The sequence below is a fragment of the Kitasatospora sp. NPDC087271 genome (genome assembly GCF_044744605.1).
GTDB lineage: Bacteria > Actinomycetota > Actinomycetes > Streptomycetales > Streptomycetaceae > Kitasatospora.
This window is the reverse complement of the sequence record NZ_JBIUYQ010000001.1, coordinates 566,028-587,932: the sequence shown is the minus strand read 5'-3', so window position 1 is coordinate 587,932 and position 21,905 is coordinate 566,028. Positions and strand designations below refer to the sequence as shown.

19 protein-coding genes and 1 riboswitch are annotated in these 21,905 nt (G+C 72.6%); of the genes, 9 read left to right on the top strand and 10 right to left on the bottom strand.

Annotation, left to right across the window (positions count from 1 at the left end; translation table 11 throughout):
- Positions 1-294: 294 nt before the first annotated feature.
- The 5 genes from ACIO9K_RS02465 to ACIO9K_RS02445 all read left to right on the top strand — a co-directional run bounded on the left by ACIO9K_RS02465 (position 295) and on the right by ACIO9K_RS02445 (position 5,602).
- Positions 295-1,488, top strand: a complete 1,194-nt coding sequence (locus ACIO9K_RS02465; RefSeq protein WP_363585082.1) for a pyruvate carboxyltransferase — start codon at positions 295-297, stop codon at positions 1,486-1,488.
- Positions 1,488-2,888 carry a 3-isopropylmalate dehydratase large subunit gene (gene leuC, locus ACIO9K_RS02460; protein ID WP_363585081.1) on the top strand — a complete coding sequence of 467 codons (1,401 nt, stop codon included), beginning with the start codon at positions 1,488-1,490 and terminating at the stop codon, positions 2,886-2,888. Before ACIO9K_RS02465 ends, leuC begins: the two co-directional genes overlap by 1 nt.
- Positions 2,889-2,997: 109 nt before the next feature.
- Positions 2,998-3,636 (top strand): 3-isopropylmalate dehydratase small subunit, encoded by a 639-nt coding sequence (gene leuD / locus ACIO9K_RS02455; RefSeq protein WP_400326307.1) that lies wholly within the window; start codon positions 2,998-3,000, stop codon positions 3,634-3,636.
- A 119-nt stretch (positions 3,637-3,755) separates the two neighbouring features.
- Positions 3,756-4,793, top strand: a complete 1,038-nt coding sequence (locus tag ACIO9K_RS02450) for an isocitrate/isopropylmalate family dehydrogenase (RefSeq protein WP_363585077.1) — start codon at positions 3,756-3,758, stop codon at positions 4,791-4,793.
- A 395-nt stretch (positions 4,794-5,188) separates the two neighbouring features.
- Positions 5,189-5,602, top strand: coding sequence for a metalloregulator ArsR/SmtB family transcription factor (locus ACIO9K_RS02445; protein ID WP_363623391.1), 414 nt, complete (start codon positions 5,189-5,191; stop codon positions 5,600-5,602).
- Positions 5,603-5,610: 8 nt separating this feature from the next.
- Here the strand turns inward: ACIO9K_RS02445 and ACIO9K_RS02440 are convergent, their stop codons facing one another.
- The 8 genes from ACIO9K_RS02440 to ACIO9K_RS02405 form a co-directional block, all read right to left on the bottom strand.
- Positions 5,611-7,002: a nitrate/sulfonate/bicarbonate ABC transporter ATP-binding protein gene (locus tag ACIO9K_RS02440; protein WP_363623393.1), complete on the bottom strand. Its 1,392-nt coding sequence runs from the start codon at positions 7,000-7,002 to the stop codon at positions 5,611-5,613.
- Positions 7,003-7,035: 33 nt separating this feature from the next.
- Positions 7,036-8,793: an ABC transporter permease gene (locus ACIO9K_RS02435; RefSeq protein ID WP_400326302.1), complete on the bottom strand. Its 1,758-nt coding sequence runs from the start codon at positions 8,791-8,793 to the stop codon at positions 7,036-7,038.
- Between the two features lie 289 nt (positions 8,794-9,082).
- Complete coding sequence (locus ACIO9K_RS02430; protein ID WP_363623397.1) at positions 9,083-9,448, bottom strand: glyoxalase; 366 nt, start codon at positions 9,446-9,448, stop codon at positions 9,083-9,085.
- Positions 9,445-9,906, bottom strand: coding sequence for a hypothetical protein (locus ACIO9K_RS02425; RefSeq protein ID WP_363589661.1), 462 nt, complete (start codon positions 9,904-9,906; stop codon positions 9,445-9,447). The genes ACIO9K_RS02430 and ACIO9K_RS02425 overlap by 4 nt, the downstream gene beginning before the upstream one ends.
- Before the next feature lie 87 nt (positions 9,907-9,993).
- Positions 9,994-10,401, bottom strand: a complete 408-nt coding sequence (locus ACIO9K_RS02420) for a winged helix-turn-helix domain-containing protein (protein ID WP_400326298.1) — start codon at positions 10,399-10,401, stop codon at positions 9,994-9,996.
- A gap of 54 nt (positions 10,402-10,455) precedes the next feature.
- On the bottom strand, positions 10,456-10,716 hold the full coding sequence (locus ACIO9K_RS02415) for a hypothetical protein (RefSeq protein WP_400326295.1): 261 nt from the start codon (positions 10,714-10,716) through the stop codon (positions 10,456-10,458).
- A gap of 74 nt (positions 10,717-10,790) precedes the next feature.
- Complete coding sequence (locus tag ACIO9K_RS02410) at positions 10,791-11,063, bottom strand: hypothetical protein (protein ID WP_400326292.1); 273 nt, start codon at positions 11,061-11,063, stop codon at positions 10,791-10,793.
- A gap of 95 nt (positions 11,064-11,158) precedes the next feature.
- Positions 11,159-12,808, bottom strand: a complete 1,650-nt coding sequence (locus ACIO9K_RS02405) for an NRAMP family divalent metal transporter (RefSeq protein ID WP_400326289.1) — start codon at positions 12,806-12,808, stop codon at positions 11,159-11,161.
- A gap of 327 nt (positions 12,809-13,135) precedes the next feature.
- Positions 13,136-13,313: riboswitch (M-box (ykoK) riboswitch) on the bottom strand.
- Positions 13,314-13,535: 222 nt separating this feature from the next.
- Between ACIO9K_RS02405 and ACIO9K_RS02400 the strand changes: the two genes are divergently transcribed.
- Positions 13,536-14,855 (top strand): YhgE/Pip domain-containing protein, encoded by a 1,320-nt coding sequence (locus tag ACIO9K_RS02400; protein WP_400326286.1) that lies wholly within the window; start codon positions 13,536-13,538, stop codon positions 14,853-14,855.
- A 71-nt stretch (positions 14,856-14,926) separates the two neighbouring features.
- On the opposite strand, the gene ACIO9K_RS02395 is transcribed toward ACIO9K_RS02400, so the two are convergent.
- On the bottom strand, positions 14,927-17,194 hold the full coding sequence (locus ACIO9K_RS02395; RefSeq protein WP_363624452.1) for an FdhF/YdeP family oxidoreductase: 2,268 nt from the start codon (positions 17,192-17,194) through the stop codon (positions 14,927-14,929).
- A 92-nt stretch (positions 17,195-17,286) separates the two neighbouring features.
- Positions 17,287-17,757, bottom strand: coding sequence for a GreA/GreB family elongation factor (locus ACIO9K_RS02390; RefSeq protein ID WP_363624342.1), 471 nt, complete (start codon positions 17,755-17,757; stop codon positions 17,287-17,289).
- A gap of 297 nt (positions 17,758-18,054) precedes the next feature.
- Here ACIO9K_RS02390 and ACIO9K_RS02385 point away from each other — a divergent pair, with 297 nt between their 5' ends.
- The 3 genes from ACIO9K_RS02385 (at position 18,055) to ACIO9K_RS02375 (ending at position 21,904) form a co-directional block, all read left to right on the top strand.
- Positions 18,055-19,497 (top strand): glyceraldehyde-3-phosphate dehydrogenase, encoded by a 1,443-nt coding sequence (locus tag ACIO9K_RS02385; protein ID WP_363588319.1) that lies wholly within the window; start codon positions 18,055-18,057, stop codon positions 19,495-19,497.
- A gap of 547 nt (positions 19,498-20,044) precedes the next feature.
- Entirely contained in the window at positions 20,045-20,548 is a 504-nt protein-coding gene (locus ACIO9K_RS02380; RefSeq protein ID WP_400326281.1) for a hypothetical protein, read from the top strand.
- A gap of 327 nt (positions 20,549-20,875) precedes the next feature.
- Positions 20,876-21,904, top strand: coding sequence for a hypothetical protein (locus ACIO9K_RS02375; RefSeq protein WP_363588315.1), 1,029 nt, complete (start codon positions 20,876-20,878; stop codon positions 21,902-21,904).
- Position 21,905 lies beyond the last annotated feature (1 nt).

Here is a 21,905-nt window from a genome sequence, read left to right as displayed (position 1 = left end):
CCCGCCCCGGGCGCGGTAACCGGGCCGGCGGACGTTCCTCGGACGGGATATCTCGCATGAAAACCACTCCTTGCCTCAGTACACGATGCATCGGGAAAAGGGCGCGTCAAGCCTATTGTCAGGGGTCCCGCTATCGGCCCGCCATCGAATGATTATTTGTTCGAAAAGTCTTGACGGGCAGTGATTCCGGACCAGTAAAGTCACCGCTGCCAGCCACAATCCTCCGCCGCCGCACACCGCGACCTCCCGTCCGGTCGCCCGTCCGGCGGCGTTCCCGAAAGAGGCGGAAAATCCATGTCTCCGAAATCCGTCCCCACCGCACGGCGGCTCCGGGTATTCGACTCGACACTGCGCGACGGCGAACAGGCCCCGGGCAACGCGATGAACCCCGACCAGAAACTGGAGCTGGCCCTCGCCATCGAGGCCACCGGTGTCGACACCATCGAGGCCGGCTTCCCCAGCTCCTCACCGCGTGACTTCGAGGCGACCAGACTCATCGCGGGCGCGCTCACCACCGCCAAGGTGGCGACTCTCAACCGGGCCGTCCGCGCGGACATCGAGCTGGCCGCCGAGGCCGGCGGCGTCGAGCGCCACCAGGTCCAGATCATGGCCACCGGCAGCGACGTCCACCTGGAGCACAAGCGCGGCCTCACCCGGGCCGAGGGCCTGCACGAGATCATCGACAGCATCCGGTTCGCCCGCGAGCTGGGCTTCACCGACATCACGCTCGGCATCGAGGACGCCAGCCGGGGCAGCGACGACCTGCTGCGTCCGATGATCGAGGCCGGCATCGAGGAGGGCGCCGGCACGGTGGCGCTCGCCGACACCACCGGCTGCCTGATCCCGGCCGAGTTCGGCGCCCAGGTGGCGCGGGTCCGCTCCTGGATCCCGGACCACATCATCCTGTCCACCCACTGCCACCAGGACCTCGGGCTCTCCCTCGCCAACGCCCTGGCCGGCGTCGAGGCGGGCGCGGACGAGGTGCAGGCCACCATCGCCGGCATCGGCGAGCGCGCGGGCAACACCCCGCTGGAGGAGCTGGCGGCGGTACTGCTCTACAAGGGCGAGCAGCTCGGCCTGACCAGCCGGCTGCGCACCGAGAAATTCTACGAGGCCTACCAGCTGCTGGCCCGGATCATCGGAATGTCGACCCCGCGCAACAAGGCGATATTCGGGGAGAACGCCTTCGCCACCCAGGCCGGAATCCACCAGGCCGGAATGCTGCGCAATCCGGTGACCTACGAATACGTCGAGCCGCACAGTTTCGGCCGGGAGCGCGGAATTCTCATCGGCCGGCACTCCGGGCGCAATGTGGTCCGCAACCTGTTCGACCAGATGGGAATCGGCGCCGAGCGAGACCTGCTCGACGAGATCTACGAGACCTACATCGCGGGCCGCGCCGACGGCACCTGCATCGAACTGGGCGAGCTGCGCGAGATCATCGCCGAGCGCCTGGAGCGCACCAGCGAGATGGCGGTGGCCAGCTGATGGGCGGCACCGAGCGCAACCTGATCGAGAAGGTCTGGCAGAGCCACGTCGTCGACCAGGCACCGGGCGAGCCCGACCTGCTCTACATCGACCTGCACCTGCTCCACGAGGCGAGTTCCCCGCAGGCCTTCGACGGCCTCCAACTGGCCGGCCGCCGGGTCCGCCGGCCCGACCTCGCGCTCGCCCTCGAGGACCACAACGTGCCCACCAACACGCTGCTGGTCAAGGACGCGATGGGCAGCGCCCAGCTGGAGCGCCTGCGCGAGAACTGCGAGGAGCAGGGGATCGAGCTGTTCTCGCTCGGCGACGACCGGCAGGGCATCGTGCACGTGGTGGCGCCCGAACTGGGCTTCGTGCGCCCCGGCATGACCGTGGTGTGCGGTGACAGCCACACCTCCACGCACGGTGCCTTCGGGGCGCTCGCCTTCGGCGTCGGCACCAGCGACGTCGAGCACGTGCTCGCCACCCAGACGCTGGCGCTCCAGCGCCCCCGGACGATGTCCGTCGAGTTCGTCGGCGAGCCGCCGGCCGACGTCACGCCGAAGGACCTGATCCTCGCGCTGATCGCGCACATCGGCGCCAACGGCGCCAACGGCTACGCGATCGAGTACCGCGGCAAGGCCGTCGAGAACCTCTCCATGGAGGGGCGGATGACGGTCTGCAACATGAGCATCGAGGCGGGCGCCCGCGCCGGCCTGATCGCCCCCGACGACACCACGCTCGCCTACCTGCGCGAGCGCTGGGACCCGGCCGCCGAGGCCGACTGGGACGAGGCCGTCCGCTACTGGCAGTCCCTGCGCACCGACGAGGGCGCCGCCTTCGACCGCGTGGTCGAACTGGACGTCACCGGGCTCAAGCCCTTCGTCACCTGGGGCACCAACCCCGGCCAGGCCGTCCCGCTGGACGCCGCGGTGCCGGCGCCCGAGACCTTCGCGACCCCCGCCGAGCAGCAGGCCGCGCGCCGCGCCCTGGAGTACATGGGCCTCGAACCGGACGTCGCCCTGCGGGACGTCGAGATCAACACCGTCTTCCTCGGCTCCTGCACCAACGGCCGGATCGAGGACCTGCGGGCCGCGGCCGACGTGCTGCGCGGCCGCAAGGTCTCCGACCGGATCACCATGCTCGTCGTCCCCGGCTCGATGGCCGTCCGGGCCCAGGCCGAGGAGGAGGGCTTGGACCAGGTCTTCCTCGACGCGGGCGCGCAGTGGCGGCTCTCCGGTTGCTCGATGTGCATGGGCATCAACGCCGACCGCCTCCAGGGCATCCAGCGGGTCGCGTCCACCTCCAACCGCAACTACGAGGGCCGGCAGGGCACCCACGCCCGCACCCACCTGGTCTCGCCCGTCGTCGCCGCCGCCACCGCCGTGGTCGGCCGCCTGGCCGCGCCGACCGAGCTGTGACCGCGCCCGCCGGGCACACCCGCCCGACCCGCCCGACCCGTTCCACCCGACCGGCCTGTTCGACCCGTTCGACCGACCGCAGCCAGACCGACCAGCAGGGGGCAGAGGCATGAGGGAGCCGCTCACGGCGCACACCGGACAGGCCGTGGCCCTGTCCCGGGACGACGTCGACACCGACCAGATCATCCCGGCCGAGTTCTGCAAGCGGCTGACCAAGACCGGCTACGCCGACACCCTGTTCGGGCACTGGCGCAAGGAGCCCGAGTTCGTCCTGAACCAGCCGCAGCACCAGGACGCGAGCGTCCTGGTGGCGGGCCACAACTTCGGCACCGGCAGCTCCCGCGAGCACGCCGTGTGGGCCCTGCGCGACTGGGGTTTCCGGGCCGTCATCGCCACCAGCTTCGGCGACATCTTCCTGCGCAACGCGCTGAAGAACGGCCTGCTGGCCGTCGCCCTGCCGGTGCCCGTCGTCGCCGACCTCGCCGAACGCGCCCAGGCCGACCCGAAGTTCGAGATCACCGTCGACCTGGAGCAGCTGACCGTCGGCACCGACCTCGGGACCTGGGAGTTCGAGGCCGACCACCGCGCCCGCTGGCTGCTGCTCAACGGCCTCGACGACATCGACGTCACCCTGCGCAAGGCCGACGCGATCGCCGCCTTCGAGCAGGGCCGCCCGGCCTGGATGACCAGCATCACCCGCGGCGCCTTCTCCTCCCCGGACACCGCGAAGCAGCGCCGGGCCTCCTGACGACCGCACCCCCCGGCGCAGCTCCCAGGGCCGCGCGGCGGTGACCCTGCCCGACGCCCCCGGCCCGGCCGACCCGACCCACACCCGGCCGGCCCCACCCCAGAAACGGTGAGAGACCCATGACCAAGACAGTGACCGTCATCCCCGGTGACGGCATCGGCCCCGAGGTGACCAAGGAGGCCCTGGAGACCATCGAGTCGCTGGGCCTGGACCTCGCGGTCGACGTGCTCGACCACGTCAACGCCGACACCTACCTGCGGACCGGGGTCTCCCTGTCCGACGAGGACTTCGAGCGGATCAAGGCGAGCGACTCGGTGCTCTTCGGCGCCATCGGCGACCCCCGCGTGAAGACCTCGGACTACGGCCGCGGCGTCCTGCTGCGCCTGCGCTTCGACCTCGACCTGTACGTCAACCACCGCCCGGCCACCCTGCTCCAGGAGCGGCTGAGCCCGCTGCGCGACGCCCGGACCCGCGCCATCGACGCCGTGATCGTCCGGGAGAACACCGAGGGCCTCTACACCGACATCGGCGGTGTGCTGCGCGGGAACACCGTGCACGAGATGGCCGTCGACGCGGACGTCAGCACCTACATGGGCGTCTCGCGGGTGATGGAGTACGCGTACTCGATCGCCGAGCGCGGCGTCTGCATGGTCGACAAGTCCAACGCCGTCCGGCACGGCGGCCAGGTGTGGCAGCGGGTGTTCCGCGAGGCCGCCGCGAAGCACCCCGCCATCAGCTCCACCCACCTCTACGTCGACGCCGCCGCGATGAAGCTGATCTCCGACCCGTCGCAGTTCGACGTGATCGTCACCAACAACTCGTACGGCGACATCCTCAGCGACCTGGCGGCCATGCTGGCCGGCGGCCTGGGCAACGCGGCCTCGGCCAACATCAACCCGGACACCGGGTTCGGCCTCTACGAGCCGGTGCACGGCAGCGCGCCCGACATCGCCGGCCAGGGCATCGGCAACCCCTTCGGCGCCATCCTCAGCTCCGCGCTGATGCTGGAGCGCCTGGGCTGGGCCGCCGAGGCGAAGGCGATCCAGCTGGCCGTCGGCACGGCCGTGGCCGAGGGCGCCTGCACGCCGGACCTCGGCGGCTCCCTCACCACCGAGCAGGTCGGCGCCGCGGTCAGGGCGGCCCTCGCCGCGGCCTGACGGTATGACCCCGCCCCCACCCCCCAACCGCCGCCGTGGTCGCCCCACCGACCACGGCGGCCGGGTCCGTCCTCCCCGACACCGCCCGGCGGGCGGGCGTCCGAAGGCGGACCCAGGCCGCTCAGCCCCAGGGATTGTGCTCGTGCGATTCGCTGACCGCGGTACGGAACGTGGTGTGCTCGATCATCTCGTACGGACTCCAACTCCTGGACGGTGCGGCCGGTCGGCAGCGGTTGAAAGGATGGCTGAAGCCTGGCAGCTCCGGCCATCGGCCCGCTATCGACGCCCGCTGTCGACGCCCGCCGGGTACGCCCGCTGTCGACGCCCGCGCCCGGCCGGACGGCACCGGGTTCGGCGCCGCCGGGGCGGCGGGGCCGGCTCGGTAGGATCCTGGCATGGGTGCGCAGGAAGAGGCGTGGGACACGGACGCGGCGGAGCGGGCGGTCGCGGTGCTGAAGGCGGTCGCCGACCCGTCCCGGTACCGGCTGCTCTGGGCGCTGACCCGGCGGGAGCTGCCGGTCAGCGAACTGGCGGAGCTGCTGGGCGCGCACGTGGCGGCGACCTCGCAGCACCTGGCCAGGCTGCGGGCGGCCGGGCTGGTCGTCTCGCGCCGGGAGGGCACCCGGATCTTCTACCGGGCCGCCGAGGTGCGCGGCCTGCTGACGGAGGCGGCGCTGATCGCCAACGACCTGCCCGGGCGCGGTGACGGCGGTGACGGCGGCGGTACCGGCCCGGCCGCCGCGACGGCCGAGCAGCCGTTCGCCCGCGCCGTCCGCTCCGCCCGCCGCCCGGCCACCGGCCAGGCCTGAGGCCCGTCCTAGGCCGTCTCCTCGTCGAGCCGGTACTCCCGCAGGGCGGCGTCGTAGCCGAACAGCCCGGCGTAGCGGCCCCAGTCGGTGGCGGTCTCCAGCTGCCGGTCGACCTGTTCGCTGGTGTAGTGGTGGGCGAGCAGGTCGCGGAAGAAGCCGGCGTGCACGGCGGCGCCGGGGCGGCCGCGCAGGCCGTTGGTGATCAGCCGGACCAGCGGGACGTCCACCGCGGCTCCGGCGAAGATGGTCCGGGACTCCTGGACGTCGGCTCCGGCGAAGGCGGTGCCGGCCTCGGTGAGCAGCAGGTCGTCGCCGTGGATCTCGGCGAAGCCGAGCAGGTCGAGGGCGTCGAGCTGGGGGAGCATGTCGTCGATGTCGAGGCCGAGTTCGTCGGCGAGGTCGGCGAGGTCGCAGCAGCCGCCGCGGTGGGCGATCATCGCGGCGAGGCCGGCGAGGCCGTCCACGCTGGCGGTGGGCAGCGGGGTGTTGGCGACGGTGCGCCGGTCGGGCCGGGCGCCGTCGGCGCGGCCGGGCAGGCGGGTCTCCTTGGGGCGTCCGGTCATGATCCGGTAGACCCGGTCGACGAGTTCGTCGAAGGCGGCGGCGTCGCGGTCGCGGGGCCGGTCGAGGTCGACCTCGACGGTCTCCCGGATGGTGCCGTACGGGCGGGAGCCGAGGACGACGACGCGGTCGGCCATCAGGACCGCCTCCTCGATGTTGTGGGTGACCAGCACGACGGCGCGGGTGGGAAACTGGCCGGACTCCCACAGTTCCAGCAGTTCGCCGCGCAGGTTCTCGGCGGTGAGGACGTCCAGCGCGGAGAAGGGCTCGTCCATCATCAGCACGTCCGGTTCGACGACCAGGGCGCGGGCGAAGCCGACGCGCTGGCGCATGCCGCCGGAGAGCTCCTTGGGGTAGGCGGACTCGAAGCCGGCCAGGCCGATCAGGTCGATGGCCTGGACGGCGGCCTCGGCGCGCTCCCGGGGCGGCACGCCGCGGGCCTCCAGACCGAGTTCGACGTTCTGCCGGACGGTCAGCCAGGGCAGCAGCGCGAAGGTCTGGAACACCAGGGCGGTGCCCGGGTTGGCGCCGGTGAGCGGGGTGCCGCGGTAGGCGACGGTGCCGGAGCTGGGCGGGATCAGCCCGGACAGGCAGCGCAGCAGGGTGGACTTGCCGGAGCCGGAGCGGCCGAGCAGGGCGACGATCTCGCCGGCCCGGACGGTGAGGTCGATGCCGGACAGCACGGGCAGCGCGCCGTCGGCGCCGGCGTAGGCCTTGGTGAGACCGACGGTCTCCAGCAGGATCTCGCCGTCGGCGGGGGAGCCGGGGGAGCCGGCGGGGGAGAACACGGCGGCGGCGGGCGGCGCGGTGCGGGCGGCGCGCGGGAACGGGAAGCGCATGCGGGGACCTCCGGGGCGGGGAGCGGGCGCGGGTCAGAGCGAGTAGCGGCGCTCGGCCAGGCGGTAGAGGCGGCGCCAGAGCAGCCGGTTGAGGGCGACGACGTACAGGCTCATCACCGCCACCCCGGCGAGCAGGTGCGGGTAGTCGCCGTGCTCGGTGGCCCGCGCGATGTACGCGCCGAGGCCGGTGGCGGTGAGCGTGGTGCCGCCGAAGGTGACGACCTCGGAGACGATGGAGGCGTTCCAGGCGCCGCCGGAGGCGGTGAGTCCGCCGGTGACGTAGGCCGGGAAGATCCCGGGGATGATCAGCCGTCGCCAGCGCTGCCAGCCGCGCACGCCCAGGTCGTCCATGGCCTCGCGCAGGTCGGTGGGGATGGCCATGGCGCCGGCGATGGTGTTGAACAGGATGTACCACTGGGCGCCGAGGGCCATCAGCAGGACGCCGCCGAGGTCGATCGACAGCCCGGTCCGCAGCAGCAGCCAGACGACCAGCGGGAAGAGGAAGTTGGCCGGGAAGCTGGCGAGCACCTGCACCAGCGGCTGGGCGATCCGGGTCAGCCGGGGGGAGAAGCCGATCCGCACGCCGACCGGCACCCAGACCAGGGTGGCGACGGTCACCAGGACGACGACCCGGGCGAGGGTGGCGAGGCCGAGCAGCAGCGGCTCGCCGAACACGCCGAGGCCGGTCGCGCCGTGCAGGTAGCGGCCGAGGTCGACCAGGCCCCAGAGCACGAGGCCGCCGGCGACGGCGGCGAAGGCGGCGTCCCCGGCGCGCCGCCGCCCGGGGTCGACGGCCAGCGGGCGGTCGTCGGTGCCCAGCAGGCGCCCGGCCCGGGAGAGCGCCCGCCACCCCGGGCGCAGCAGCCGGCCGAGCAGCCCGGGCCAGTGGGAGCGGCGCAGCAGGTCCAGCACGACGGAGCGCTGCACCTCGGTGGCCTCGGACTGCTCGTTCTTGAAGCGTTCGGCCCAGACGGTGAGCGGGCGCCAGAACAGCAGGTTGACGCCGACCACCAGGACGGCCATGGTGGCGATCGCCCAGCCGACCCGGCCGAGGTCGCCGGCGGCGATGGCCGCGCCCGCGTAGGAGCCGACCCCGGGCAGCGCGTAGCGCTGGTTGTCGACGCTGATCGCCTCGGAGGCGACCAGGAAGAACCAGCCGCCGCCGAAGCTCAGCATGCCGTTCCAGACCAGGCCGATCATGCCCGAGGGCAGTTCGACCTTCCAGAACCGCATCCACCGGGTGAAGCGGAACGAGCGCGACAGCTCGTCGAGTTCGGGCGGCAGCGAGACCAGCGAGCAGTAGAAGCCGAAGGTCATGTTCCAGGCCTGGGAGGTGAAGATGGCGAACACCGCCGCGCACTCCAGGCCCAGTACGGAGCCGGGGAACAGGGCGAGGAAGCCGGTCACCGCGACGGTCAGGAAGGCGAGCACCGGCACCGACTGGAGGATGTCCAGGGCCGGGATCAGGACCCGCTCCAGCCGGCGGCTGCGGGCCGCGGCGTAGGCGTAGCCGAAGGTGAAGACCACCGACACGGCGAGCGCGGCGAACATCCGCAGCAGCGAGCGGGCCGCGTCGTACGGCAGCCGGGCCGGGTCGGTGTCGACCGCCGCGTTCCGGCCGGTGGAGAACCGGACGGTGGTGCCCTGCCCGACCCGCAGCGCGAGGTAGAGCAGCACCAGGACGGCGGCCGCGACGAGCGCGTCCACCCAGGTCATCCGGGCCAGGCGGGCGGCCGTCCGGGACGGCAGTGAGCCCCGGGCGGCGCCCGGGGCCGGCTTCGGCAGGGTCATGGGGTGCACCTCCGGCGCGCACCCGGGGCCCCGGGGTCGGGAGAGGTGCGTGCGACGTCAGCGGGATCGGGACGAACGCCGCGTCCCCCCGGGCCGTAGCGTCAGGCGCGCGGTCGGGCGTGGGGGAGGCGGCCGGTACGGCGGCGCGTACTGGGAGGGTCTTCGCCCATGGCCGCCTCCTCCGGTGGTGTCGTCTGGTGTCGTCCCGGCCCGTCCTGCGGGCCCCGGGCAGTCTGCTCCTCGGGTACGTCCGTAGGCAAATGGATCCGGGGTTCCTCCGCGCGCCGGCTCAGGCCGCTTCGACGAACTCCAGCAGGTTGCCGACGGGGTCGGTGGTGTAGAAGCGGCGCCGGGGCGGCAGGCTGTCGTCCCACACCACGAGCGCGCCGAGCTCGGACAGCCGCGAGGCGAAGTCGTCGATCTCGGAGACCGCGATCCCGGGGTGGGCCTTGGTGCTGGGGCGGAAGCGCTCCTCGATGCCGAGGTAGAGCCGGACCCGGCCGCCGTCGGCGGCGAACCAGCAGCCGCCGCCCCCGGTCAGTGGCCGGGGCTTGGGGATCTCGGCCATCTGCAGGACGTCGCCGTAGAAGGCCCGCAGCAGGGCCTCGCTGCCGGGGGGTGCGGAGAGCTGGACGTGGTCGAGGGCCGTGATCACTGCGGCCTCCTCTCGGGAGCGGTGTGGTGCCGGGCCGCGGTGACCAGCAGCCGGGCGGTCGGGGTGGACAGGTCGAGGTGGTGGGCGATCCACTGGGGGTCGTGCCCGTGGGTGGCGAACACCCAGGCGGTGTAGAGCCGGTTCAGGCCGGGGGCGCCGGGCGACAGCAGCAGCGGTCGGACCTGCTCCATCGGGAACCCGTCCAGGGAGCGGGCGCTGAACCACTGGGTGTCGTCCTCGTCGGGGGCGGCGGGTCGGGCGGTGCCGCGCCCGCTGCGGGCGAGCAGCAGGGCGAGGAGCAGCCCGGCCGCCGAGGCACCGATGAGCACGCCGGAGAGGAAGATCCGCAGCCGCCCCGGGGCGACGCCGACGGCGATCCCCTGGAGGGTGAGGAGGAGCAGGACGCCGCACAGCGCCGTCCCTCTGCTGGTCCAGGGGAACAGGGCGGTTCTGGTCACGACGGTGTCCTCCTTCGGTGGGGTGGCGGCCGGCGGGGTGCCGCCGGGGCGGGCGATCGGGCCTCGGGCGGCGCGGCCGGACGGCGGTCAGGCGACGCGGGTCAGGCGGGGGTCGTACTTGTAGCCGATCTGGCGGACGGTGGCGATCGCCTCCCGGTGGCCGGGGCCGAGCTTGCGGCGGATCCGGGCGATGTGGGTGGCGACGGTGCGGGTGTCGCCGGTGTCCGGTCGGCCCCAGACCGTCTCCATCAGCTGGCGGCGGGAGTGGACCCGCAGCGGGTTGTCGACCAGGTGCGCGAGCAGCTCGAACTCCAGGTAGGGGAGGGTCAGTTGTTGCCCGTCGACGGTGACGGTGCGCTGTTCGGGGTCCACCACCAGGCCGGTGTCCGGGTCGACGGCGGGCCGGGGGGCCGGGGCGGGGCGCGGACGCCGGGGCGGGGCGGCGGCGGTGTGGTCCGAGAAGATGGCTTCGAGCCTGGGGTAGCGCACGGCCATGGCGGATGCTCCTTCGGCGGGTCGGTGCGGATCTGTACGCATCGGTACGGGTGGTCAGCGGGCGGGGTGCCAGGGGTGCCAGGAGGCTTCCAGCCGGGCGGTGCCGTCCGGGGCCGTGACGGTCCGCCAGCTGGCCCGCAGCCGGGCGGGGCGGTCGGCGGAGGCGGCGGCCGGGGCCGGGGCCGTGACGGCGTGCAGGACGGGGCTGTCCAGCGGGCTCTCCGCCAGGCGTCGGCCCACGGCGGCGAGCGCGGCGCGCAGGCGGCCGCGGCCGGCGGACGGGAGGGAGGGGTGGAACGCGGCGACGATGGACATGGCAGGTCACCTCCGTGACGGGGCGGCGGGTGGAGGGGGTGCGCGAGGGCGCGGGTGGTGCGGTCGGCGGGGCGTCAGCCGTGCGGCCGGTGGCGGGCGGCGGCGCGGCTGAGGCGGCGCGCGGCGGCCGGCGGGAGGTCCGCGAAGTCGGCGAGCCAGTCCGGGCGGTGGCCCTGGCGGGCCAGCAGGTAGGCCAGGTGCACGCGCGGCTCGTACGCGGAGGCCCGGGTGTTGGGCGTGCCGGAGTGCGGGCAGGCGCCGGGGTCGTCGAGGCGGTAGTCCCTCTCGACGTCGTCGTGCAGGGCGAGGCGGACGCGCGGGCAGTGGTGGTGAAGGGCGGTGCGCATGGCCGTACTTCCTTCCTTCCCCGGGTGCGGGGCGGTCGAGGTTTCCGGGTCGGGGCCGGGGCGGCGGCACTGTCGGGCGCCGCCCCGGCGGCGGCTCAGTGGTTGAGCGCGGTCTGGACGATCTTGATGATGACCATCACCATCGCGACCAGGAGGTAGGCGCGCAGGGCGCCCATGCCGACCTTGCGGGCGGTGGACATGACCGGCTTGCCGAGGGTCTCCAGCGGGGGCATCCGCCACTCCTCGCGACCGGTGCGGTCGATCGGGTCCTCCTTGGTGGCGGTGCGGCCGAAGGTGAAGAAGTACCCGGCGACCAGCACGCCCGCCACGCCGCAGCCGGCCATGATCCACAGGATCGCCTGCGAGCTGATGTCGGGCCAGACCACGGCGGCGGTCAGGATCAGCGACAGCATCACCAGGACCCCGACCACGGCGGAGGTGAAGGCGTTGGTCTTGGGCCCGTTGACCCACGGCCCCAGCACGGCCTTGTCGTTGCAGAGCAGCAGCAGGAACACCGTCGCCGAGGGCAGCAGCACACCCGCCAGCACCTGGACGAACTGCGTCATCAGGCCCTGGGTGTAGCCGGTGGACAGCAGCGTGATCGCGGCCGCCGCGACCACCAGGCCCGCGTAGATCGCGTAGAAGCCCTTGGCGCCCTTGACGCCCCGGTGCAGCGAGTGCCTGATGCCGAACACGTCGCCGATCGCGTAGGCGGTGGAGAGGGAGACGGCGAAGGCGCCGATGATCGAGGCGTCCAGCAGCGCGATGGCGAACAGCACGCCCACCACGTGTCCGGCCTTGTCCTCAAGGCCCTTGGCGACGGCGGCCGCGTCGGAGAACTGGCCGAAGCCGTCGGTGCCGGCGAAGGCCGCGGCGGTGAAGCCCATCATCGCGGCGGCGCCGATGATGACGATGGCGATCCCGATCCACAGGTCGACCTTCTCGTACTTCATGAACCGCGGCGTGATCCGCTTGTCGATGACGTACGACTGCTGGAAGAACAGCTGCCACGGGGCGACGGTGGTGCCCACGATGGAGACGATCACCAGCATCACGGCCGCCAGTTGGCCCGAGCCGCCCGGCATGCCGGGCACCACGAAGTCGTGCGCCATCTGCGAGGTCTTCGGGTGGACCATGAAGTAGATCGGCACCAGCAGCAGCGAGCCCACGCACAGCGTGACCGCGACGCGCTCGAAGCGCCGGAACGAGCCGGTGAACGCCGAGGCGATGATCACCACCGCCGCCAGCACCACCGCGGCCACCTTCGGCAGCCCGAGGTATCCGGCGGCCAGGGTGACACCGATGAACTCGGTGACCAGCGTCAGCGCGTTCAGCAGGAACAGGTCGATGACGCTGAACGCGCCCCAGAACTTCCCGAAGCGCTCCAGGATCAGCCGGGCGTGGCCGACACCGGTGACGGCGCCCAGGCGCAGCACCATCTCCTGGTTCACGTACAGCACCGGGACCAGCATCAGCAGCGTCCACAGCAGCTGTGTGCCGTAGTTCTGCCCCGCCTGCCCGTACGTCGAGAAGGCGCCCGCGTCGTTGTCGCCGACCATCACGATCAGGCCGGGGCCCACGATGGCGAGCAGGGTCTTGAGTCTTGCGGACAGGCCGTGGCGCGGCGTGGTGTCGTCGAGCCGGATGGTGCCGAGCGCACCCCTGATGTCGCCGACGTGGGCGTCGTCCAGTACCGCTGAACGCGGGGCGGGGACCTTGGAGTTGAGCGTGGCGTTGGTGGTCATGACGATCCTCCCGTGGGCCCCGGGGCAGGCGGGGCGATCGGGGGCGCACGGCGGCGATCCCCCTGCGGACGGGCGCGGCGCATCGCCACCCGGCGGTGCGGGCCCGTTCGGGCGCGGCGAAGCCGGGAGTTGAGGTGATGAACCGTCAGAAACGTTCGCAGGGAGGGTCGTTACCGCGTGCCGGGAGTGTGCGAGGACAGGCGGGGGTAGGGGCAACTGTGGCCCGGACTACTGCAATCCATGTCTCTCGCCTCCTCCCGGTCGACGCACCCCGTGGTGCGTGTGATCGACGCGGCAAGGAGTTCGCCGGCGCGCGAAGCGACCGCCGGTTCACCCCAACTCGTCAGAGCTTTGGCACTCCACGGCGTGTCCAGCCCGGTCGGGCCGGAAGCCACTTCGGATCAACCCTTAGGTCGGGAAGATCTGTCCTAACCCTGGGCGTCTCTCGACGTCGTCGGATCAGTGGCCTGTGTCCGTGAAGAAGCCTCACCGAACGAGGTGCCTTCTTCAAACCTCCAGAAGCATAGACCGCGCGGAGGCCAATACTTGCGTACTTGGTAGAACCTTTACCTTCTGTCTCCGGTCGTCCCGGCCGAGGCGCGGCGGGGGGTTGCGGGGGGCGGCGGGGCGGATCGGGTGACGTGGGGTTTTGCCGCCGGGCCGCCACGGAACGACTTCCCACCGCATCGGCAGCAGCACCAGGTTGCGCCCGAATCCGAGGGGTGGCATGGCGTCCGCAGGCTCCCAGGGCGGTCCCCGGCAGGCGCGGGCCCTCGTGCTCGCCCGCCACGCGAAGCTGTGGCTCGTCCCGAGCATCCTGTGCGGCCTGCTGGCCGTGGTGCTCTCGCTGCTCTACATGGGCGGCATCCTCAACCCGACCGGGCACCTGCACCGGCTCCCGATCGCCCTGGTGAACGCGGATCAGGGCCCGCCGCCGCCGGGCCGGGCGGAGACCCTGGGCGCGCGGCTCAGCCGGGAGATCGTCGCCGGGACGCCCGGCAGCACCGTCGACTGGCGCCAGGTCGACCAGGCCGAGGCGATGGACCAGCTCTCCACCGGGAAGGTCTACGGCGCGTTGCTCGTCCCGCAGGCGTTCACCGCCGACGTGGCGGCACTGACCACCGGCCGGGCCACCGAACGGCCCACCCTGACGGTGCTGACCAACCCCGGCCTCGGCAGCCTCGGCTCCTCCCTGGCCTCCCAGATCACCCAGTCCGCCGCCCACCAGGCCTCGCTGGCGCTCGGCAAGGAGCTGACCGCGGCCGCGCCGCCGGCCGGTTCCGCCGGCTCCGGCTCAGGCACGGGCACGGGCACCAGCGCCACCGCGCGGCTGCTGCTCGCCGACCCGCTCGCCGTCACCACCCGGGTCGGCCACCCGATCGGCGCCCACAGCGGGCTCGGCCTGAGCGCCTTCTACTACACCCTGCTGGCCGTGCTGACCGGCTTCATCGGCGGCAACATCATCCACAACGGCGTCGACACCGCGCTCGGCTACAGCGACAGCGAGCTCGGCCCCTGGCACACCCGGCGCCCGACCGTCCCGATCACCCGCACCCAGACCCTGCTGCTGAAGATGGTCATGACGGCCGGCATCATGCTGCTCACCACCACCCTGGTGATGCTCTGCTCGGTCACCGTCCTCGGCATGGACGCCCCGCACCAGGCGCTGCTCTGGGTCTTCGCCTACTGCGCCAGCCTCGCCGTCGGCCTCGGGGTCCAGGCGATCAACGCGGCGTTCGGCGGGATCGGGCAGCTGGTGTCCATGTTCGTCTTCATCGCGCTGGCGCTGCCCTCCTCGGGGGCGACCATCCCGCTCCAGGCGGTGCCCGGCTTCTACCGCTTCCTCAGCGTCTTCGAGCCGATGCGCCAGCTCAGCGACGGCATCCGGGCGATCCTGTTCTTCGACGCCCGGGCGGACTCGGGCCTGGCCCGGGGCTGGACCATGATCGCGGTCGGCGTGCTGCTCGCCCTGGCCTTCGGCTTCGGGATGACCCGGTACTACGACCGCAAGGGCCTGCACCGCTGGACGCCGCAGCCGTCGGAGTAGGCGTTCAGGAGCGGGCGTTCAGGAGTAGGCGTTAAGGAGTGGGCGTCTGGAGTGGGCGCCGTCCTCGGTTCCTACGCCTTGGTGACGGTGACCTTGAGGTGCTTCATGATCGGCTGGTCGCTCTGGGTGCTGTGGTCGCCGATCGCGCACAGCACGTTCATCTCGGGCATGTAGCCCGCCGCGCAGCCGCGCGGGATGTCGTACGGGATCGCGAGGTAGCCGTTCAGGGTGCGGGTGCTGCCGTCCTTCGCGGTGCTGGTGATGTCGACCGGATCGAACTCGGCGATGCCGCGCTCGCGCATGTCGTCGGTGTTCAGGAAGACCAGCGTGCGCAGGTTCCGCACGCCCCGGTAGCGGTCGTTGTCGGAGTAGATCGTGGTGTTCCACTGGTCGTGGGAGCGCATGGTGCCCAGCGCCAGGGTGCCCGGGGCGGGGACGACGTCGGGCAGCGGGGCGGTGGAGAACTCGGCCCGCCCGGAGGGGGTGAGGAAGACCAGTTCGCGGGCCGGCTGCTTGATCCGGAACCCGAGGGGCAGCCGCACCCGGCGGTTGAAGTCCTCGAAGCCGTCCAGGGCCCGGGACATGGTGTCGCGGATGCGGTCGTAGTCCTCGATGTACCACTCCCACGGTGTCCCGCTGTCCGGCAGCGCCGCGCGGGCCATCCCGGCGACGATGGCGGGCTCGGACAGCAGGTGCGGGGAGGCCGGGCGCTTCATGCCGACGGACAGGTGCACCATGCTCATCGAGTCCTCGACCGAGGTGCTCTGCACCCCGCCGCGCTGGTGGTCCTTCTCGGTGCGGCCCAGGCACGGCAGGATCAGCGCCCGGCGGCCGTGCACCAGGTGGCTGCGGTTCAGCTTGGTGCTCACCTGGACGGTCAACTCGCAGCCGCGCAGCGCCTCGTGGGTGTAGGGCGTGTCGGGCGCGGCGAGCGCGAAGTTGCCGCCCATGGCGACGAAGACCGTCACCTCGCCGCGCCGCATCGCCTCGATGGCGGAGACGGTGTCCAGGCCGTGCGCGCGCGGCGGGTCGATCCCGCAGGCCTCGGCGAGGCGGTCCAGGAACTCGGGTGAGGGGCGGTGGTCGATGCCGCAGGTGCGGTTGCCCTGGACGTTGCTGTGCCCGCGCACCGGCGACGGGCCGGCGCCCTCGCGGCCCAGGTTGCCGCGCAGCAGCAGGAGGTTGACGATCTCCCGCACGGTGTCCACGCCGTGCTCGTGCTGGGTGACGCCCAGGCACCAGCTGACGATGGAGCGGTCGGCGTCGCGGTAGACCCGGGCGGCCTTGAGGACCTCGGCCCGGCCGAGCCCGCTCTGCCGCTCGATCTCCTCCCAGGGGGTGGCCCCGCACAGCTCGCGGTAAGCCTCGAACCCGGTGGTGTGGCGCTCGATGAACTGCCGGTCCAGGGCCCGGGGGTCGGCCGTGGCCTGCTCCAGGATCGCCTTGGCCATGCCGCGCACCAGCGCCATGTCGCCGCCGATGCGCGGCTGGAGGTTCAGCGTGCTGGTCTTCGTGGACTTGAACAGCGCCATGTCCACGAAGTCGTGCGGGACGATGGTGCGGGTGGCGGCCGCCTCGATCAGCGGGTTGATGTGCACGATCTGCGCGCCGCGACGGTGCGCGTCGGCGAGGGCGGTGAGCATCCGGGGCGCGTTGGAGGCGGCGTTGACGCCCATGATGAACAGCGCGTCGGTGACCTCCCAGTCCTTGAGGTCGACCGTGCCCTTCCCGGTGCCCAGCGAGGCCTGGAGGGCGCGTCCGCTGGCCTCGTGGCACATGTTGGAGCAGTCCGGCAGGTTGTTGGTGCCCAGTTCGCGGGCCATCAGCTGGTAGAGGAAGGTGGCCTCGTTGCCGAGCCGGCCGGAGGTGTAGAAGGCGGCCCGGTTCGGGTCGTCCAGCTCGCGCAGGGTGCGGCCGACCAGCTCGAAGGCGTCCTTCCAGCTGATCGGGACGTAGTGGTCTGAGGCGGCGTCGTACACCATCGGCTCGGTGAGGCGGCCCTGGTCCTCCAGCGCGAAGTCGCTCCACCCGGACAGCTCGGTCACCGAGTGGGCGGCGAAGAACTCGCGGCCGACCCGCTTGCGGGTCATCTCCCAGGTGACGTGCTTGATGCCGTTCTCGCAGATGTCCAGGTGCAGGCCCTTGGTGTCGTCCGGCCAGGCGCACCCGGGGCAGTCGAACCCGGTGTTCTCGTGGTTCATCCGCATGATCGCCCGGGGCCCGTCCACGTACGCGCCCTCCTTCACCAGGAAGCGCGTCACGCTCTTCGCGGCACCCCAGCCGGCGGCCGGGTGGTGGTACGGCGCGAACTGCGGCGGCCCGACGGGATCGGGGCCCACGGCCGGCTCGTCCCGGGCGGGGCGGTTCCGGGCGGCGTGGTTCTGCGTGGGGTCCTGCGCGGAGTCGTCCCGCGCGCGGCCGTCGGGGGAGTTCACGAAGCCCTCCGTTCGCCGACCGACAGCACGACCGCGCTGGCCGCGCCGTTCGGCGCCTCGTAGTTCACGGTCTCCCCGGCATGCCGCCCGAGCAGCGCCCGCCCGAGCGGGCTGTCTGCGGTCACCAGGGTCTCCTCCCGCACCTCGGCGAGCTCCGCCACCTCGACGGTCTCCTCCACCCCGTCCGCGAACCGCACGGTGACGGTGGAGCCCACCCCCACCACCTCCGTGGACGGCGGCCCGGCGGCGGCCCCCTCGCGGACCCGGGCCTCCAGCTCGGCGATCCGCTCGTCCAGCCGGGCGACGTCGTCGGCCCGCTGCAACTCGTCCGCCGCGTCCGCCCGGTCCCCGACGTCCTCCCCGCGCAGCGTCCCCACCACTTTCGCCCGCTCGCCGCGCAGCTCGGCCAACTCCTCCTGCACGGCGCGCAGGGCCTCGGCACTGATGGGCTCGGGACCGTCTGTCATGGCTGCTCCCGGGTCGTTCGCGGAACGCTCAAGCACGGGTCGTTTCCATTACCCCACCACCCCGCACCCCCGGCAAATCCGGCGCGGGCGAGGCTCCCGCGACCGGCCCCGGGGGTGGCGGTGATCACCTTCGCGGTGGGCGGGCGTCGGGGCGGTGGGCCCCGGTCGGGACGAAGCCGCAGGTCCGGGCGGTGCGGGCGGGGCGCGGCCGGGCAGGCGGGGGGAGGGACCGGCCGAAGGGGTGGGGGCGGGCGAAGCTACCATGTGCGCAACACCCTCAGCTCGAAAGATGGACTTGTGACTGTCAACGACGACGTGTTCACGGACTGGAAGAACCGCGAGGAGATCGCGGAGTCGATGATCCCGATCATCGGGCGACTGCACCGCGAGCGGGACGTGACCGTCCTGCTGCACAGCAGGTCCCTGGTGAACAAGTCGGTGGTCAGCATCCTGAAGACGCACCGCTTCGCCCGCCAGATAGCCGGCGAGGAGCTCTCGGTCACCGAGACGATGCCCTTCCTGAGTGCGCTGACCACCCTGGACCTCGGCCCCTCGCAGATCGACATCGGCATGCTCGCCGCGACCTACCGGGCCGACGACCACGGCCTGTCGGTCGAGGAGTTCACCGCCCGGGCCGTCTCCGGCGCCACCGGCGAGAACAAGCTGGAGCGCCGCGACGCCCGCGACGTCGTCCTCTACGGCTTCGGCCGGATCGGCCGCCTGGTCGCCCGCCTGCTGATCGAGAAGGCCTCCGGCAACGGCCTGCGCCTGAAGGCCATCGTCGTGCGCGACAGCGGCGGCGACGACCTGGTCAAGCGCGCCTCGCTGCTGCGCCGGGACTCCATCCACGGCCAGTTCCAGGGCACGATCACCGTCGACGAGGCGAACAACAAGATCATCGCCAACGGCAACGAGATCACCGTGATCTACTCCGACGACCCGACCAAGGTCGACTACACGGAGTACGGGATCAAGGACGCCATCCTGATCGACAACACCGGCCGCTGGCGCGACCGGGAGGGCCTGTCCAAGCACCTGCGCCCCGGCATCGCCAAGGTCGTGCTGACCGCGCCGGGCAAGGGCGACGTCCCGAACATCGTCCACGGCGTCAACCACGACACGATCAAGCCCGACGAGCAGATCCTGTCCTGCGCCTCCTGCACCACCAACGCCATCGTCCCGCCGCTGAAGGCGATGGACGACGAGTACGGCGTGCTGCGCGGGCACGTGGAGACCGTCCACTCGTTCACCAACGACCAGAACCTGCTGGACAACTACCACAAGGCCGACCGTCGCGGCCGCTCGGCACCGCTCAACATGGTGATCACCGAGACCGGCGCCGCCTCGGCCGTCGCCAAGGCCCTCCCGGACCTCCAGGCGAAGATCACCGGCAGCTCGATCCGCGTCCCCGTGCCGGACGTCTCGATCGCCATCCTCAACCTGCAGCTGGCCCGCGAGACCAACCGCGAGGAGGTCCTCGACTACCTGCGCGACGTCTCGCTGACCTCGCCGCTGAAGCGTCAGATCGACTACACCGACTCCCCGGACGCGGTCTCCAGCGACTTCATCGGCTCGCGCCACGCCTCGATCGTCGACGCCGGCGCCACCAAGGTCGAGGGCGACAACGCGATCCTCTACCTGTGGTACGACAACGAGTTCGGCTACTCCTGCCAGGTCATCCGGGTCGTCCAGTACGTCTCGGGCGTCGAGTTCCCGACCTACCCGGCCCCGGCGGTCTGATCCTCAGGTAGTCCAGGTAGTCCAGGTAGTCCAGGTAGTTCCGGCAGTCCCGGCGGCGGGGCGGTGACCAGTACGGTCGCCGCCCCGCCGCCGTTCACGCCCCGGCTCCGTCCTTGATCGGCCCGGGTGCACCCGGACGCGGGTGGGCCGGGGGCGGCGGCTATCTTGATGGGTCACGGACATCCGGAGGGAGCGGGCGATGGGGATGGGGATGGCTGGTCGGAGGGTGGCTGCCGCAGTGGCGGCCGGGGCGTTGATGGGGGTGCTGGCCGGGTGCTCGTCGGGTTCTACGGGGAGTTCCCCGGCGGGCTCGGACGCGGCCAAGGGCGCGGCGGGGGCGGCGAGCGCGACGGGTCCGGCGGGCGGTGAGAGCGGTGCAGGGGCTTCGGTCTCCGCGTCGGCGTCCGCGTCCGCGTCTGCTGCCGCGACGGGGGCGGGTGCGGCCTCGGGTGCGGCCGCGGCCTCGGCGCCGGCGACCGGAGGCGGCGGCACCGGGGCCTCCGCTCCGCCGACCGGTGCGGCGACGCCCGGGGCGGACCTGGAGGCGGTGCTGCTGGACGACAAGCTCGTCGGGCAGGTGCTGCCGGACGCGAAGGCGATGGCGGGCTGGGAGGAGGAGAAGCGCAAGGTCGACACCATCGACCACACCACCACCTGCACCGCGTCGGTGCCGTGCACCGGCAAGCCGCTCAGCGGCTCCGTCCGGTTCTCCTCGGGGGATCTGGTCGCCCGCTTCATCGTCGAGACGCTGCCGAACCGCGACGCCGCCAAGGGCAAGCTCAAGGAGTCCTACGCCTCCTACGGAGCCGGGCCGTTCCGCAAGGTCGACTCCCCGGTGCTGGGCAGCGAGAGCCAGGTCTTCCAGGGCCAGCTGGGCGAGGGTGAGGGCATCGGCATCGTGCTGCGCTCGGGCACCGTCGTCGCCAGCGTGACCACCGAGGGCGGGCCGGCCGACGTGGCTGCCGCCCGGCGGTTCGGGGCGATGCTGGTCAAGCGGATCGAGCAGGCCCAGGCGGGCAAGACCCCGGACGCCGGGCTCGGACTGGCCTGACGGCCGCCGCGTACGCGAAGCGAAGCGAAGCCCCGGGCCGAGGAGGCGCCGGGGCCGTTTGCGCTCGGCGCCGGACCGGACGGCGTCGGACCGGACGGCGCCGCCGCCCTCGACGTGCCCTCACCCCGTTCGACGTGCCCTCACCCCGGCCGTCGGCCCCGGCCGTTCGCCCCGCTCGGCGGGCCGCGGGGCGGTCCCCGCGCGTGCCGGACCGGGACCGCCCCTGGGCTGGGGAAACGGATGTCGGTCGGCCGTGATATCTACTCATCTGGGGTGGCCGTCGTGCGGCCATGCGAAAGATGCCGATGATGTTCGAGGGGGCCACACATGCCGCTGTTCCGACGCCGCTCCGGCGAGGAGGCCGCGCAGAGCGGGGCGGGCTGGCGCGGGAGGGTGCGACGGGCCGTCGGGTCCGCGCCCGTGGCGGCCGTTGCGGCGCCGCGGCTGGATCCGGCGCTCGGGGACGAGTCGCTGCGCCTGATGCTCGGCCAAGCCGCCGCCGGTGACTGGGCGGCCCTGGGCCCCGCGCTGGCCGCCGTCGGGGACGGCGCCGACCTGACCGGGCGGGTCGGTGCGATCGCCGAGGTGCCCCGGGTCGAGGAGTGGACGGCCCGGGCCCTCGCCGACCGGCCCGAGGACACGTCGGCGCTGCTGCTGTCCGGTGCCCGGCACGTCACCTGGGCCTGGGAGGCCCGGACGGGCGCCCGGGCGAAGCACGTGTCCGAGAAGCAGTGGAAGGTGTTCCACGAGCGGCTGGACGTCGCCGAGGAGCAGCTGCTGGAGGTCGCCGAGCGCGAGCCGTCCTGGCTCGCCCCCTGGTACTTCCTGCAGATCAGCGCCCGCGGCGCCTCGCTCCCGGCGGAGGTCGCGACCTGCCGCTTCGAGGCCGCCGTGCGCCGTGCTCCCGGGCATCCGGCCTCGCACCGCCAGCGCCTCCAGCAGCTGTGCGCCAAGTGGGGCGGCTCGCACGAGGAGATGCACGCCTTCGCCCGGTCCTCGATGCTCGCGGCGCCGGAGGGCAGCCAGCTCGGCGAGCTGGTCGTGCTGGCGCACCTGGAGCGCTGGCTGGACCTCCCGGACGGTGAGGACCGCGCCTACCTGGCCAGCGCGGAGGTGGTGGCCGACTTGCAGGAGGCGGCCTTCCGCTCCGTGCTGCACCCGGACTTCACGCCGGTCCGCGGCTGGCAGGGTTCCTTCAACGCCTTCGCGATGGCCTTCTCGCTGGCCGGCCAGCGCAAGACCGCGCGCCTGCTGTTCGAGGCCTTGGACGGCGCCGTCACCGAGTCGCCCTGGCACTTCCTGTCCGGTGATCCGCTCAAGGCGTTCGCCTCCCACCGGGACCGCTGCGCGTACTGAC

Excerpts from the sequence above, each read along its gene's own strand:
- ACIO9K_RS02465 (WP_363585082.1), top strand. The coding sequence starts at position 295 with ATGTCTCCGAAATCCGTCCCCACCGCACGGCGGCTCCGGGTATTCGAC.
- leuC (WP_363585081.1), top strand. The coding sequence starts at position 1,488 with ATGGGCGGCACCGAGCGCAACCTGATCGAGAAGGTCTGGCAGAGCCAC.
- leuD (WP_400326307.1), top strand. The coding sequence starts at position 2,998 with ATGAGGGAGCCGCTCACGGCGCACACCGGACAGGCCGTGGCCCTGTCC.
- ACIO9K_RS02450 (WP_363585077.1), top strand. The coding sequence starts at position 3,756 with ATGACCAAGACAGTGACCGTCATCCCCGGTGACGGCATCGGCCCCGAG.
- ACIO9K_RS02445 (WP_363623391.1), top strand. The coding sequence starts at position 5,189 with ATGGGTGCGCAGGAAGAGGCGTGGGACACGGACGCGGCGGAGCGGGCG.
- ACIO9K_RS02440 (WP_363623393.1), bottom strand. The coding sequence starts at position 7,002 with ATGCGCTTCCCGTTCCCGCGCGCCGCCCGCACCGCGCCGCCCGCCGCC.
- ACIO9K_RS02435 (WP_400326302.1), bottom strand. The coding sequence starts at position 8,793 with ATGACCCTGCCGAAGCCGGCCCCGGGCGCCGCCCGGGGCTCACTGCCG.
- ACIO9K_RS02420 (WP_400326298.1), bottom strand. The coding sequence starts at position 10,401 with ATGGCCGTGCGCTACCCCAGGCTCGAAGCCATCTTCTCGGACCACACC.
- ACIO9K_RS02415 (WP_400326295.1), bottom strand. The coding sequence starts at position 10,716 with ATGTCCATCGTCGCCGCGTTCCACCCCTCCCTCCCGTCCGCCGGCCGC.
- ACIO9K_RS02410 (WP_400326292.1), bottom strand. The coding sequence starts at position 11,063 with ATGCGCACCGCCCTTCACCACCACTGCCCGCGCGTCCGCCTCGCCCTG.
- ACIO9K_RS02405 (WP_400326289.1), bottom strand. The coding sequence starts at position 12,808 with ATGACCACCAACGCCACGCTCAACTCCAAGGTCCCCGCCCCGCGTTCA.
- ACIO9K_RS02400 (WP_400326286.1), top strand. The coding sequence starts at position 13,536 with ATGGCGTCCGCAGGCTCCCAGGGCGGTCCCCGGCAGGCGCGGGCCCTC.
- ACIO9K_RS02390 (WP_363624342.1), bottom strand. The coding sequence starts at position 17,757 with ATGACAGACGGTCCCGAGCCCATCAGTGCCGAGGCCCTGCGCGCCGTG.
- ACIO9K_RS02375 (WP_363588315.1), top strand. The coding sequence starts at position 20,876 with ATGCCGCTGTTCCGACGCCGCTCCGGCGAGGAGGCCGCGCAGAGCGGG.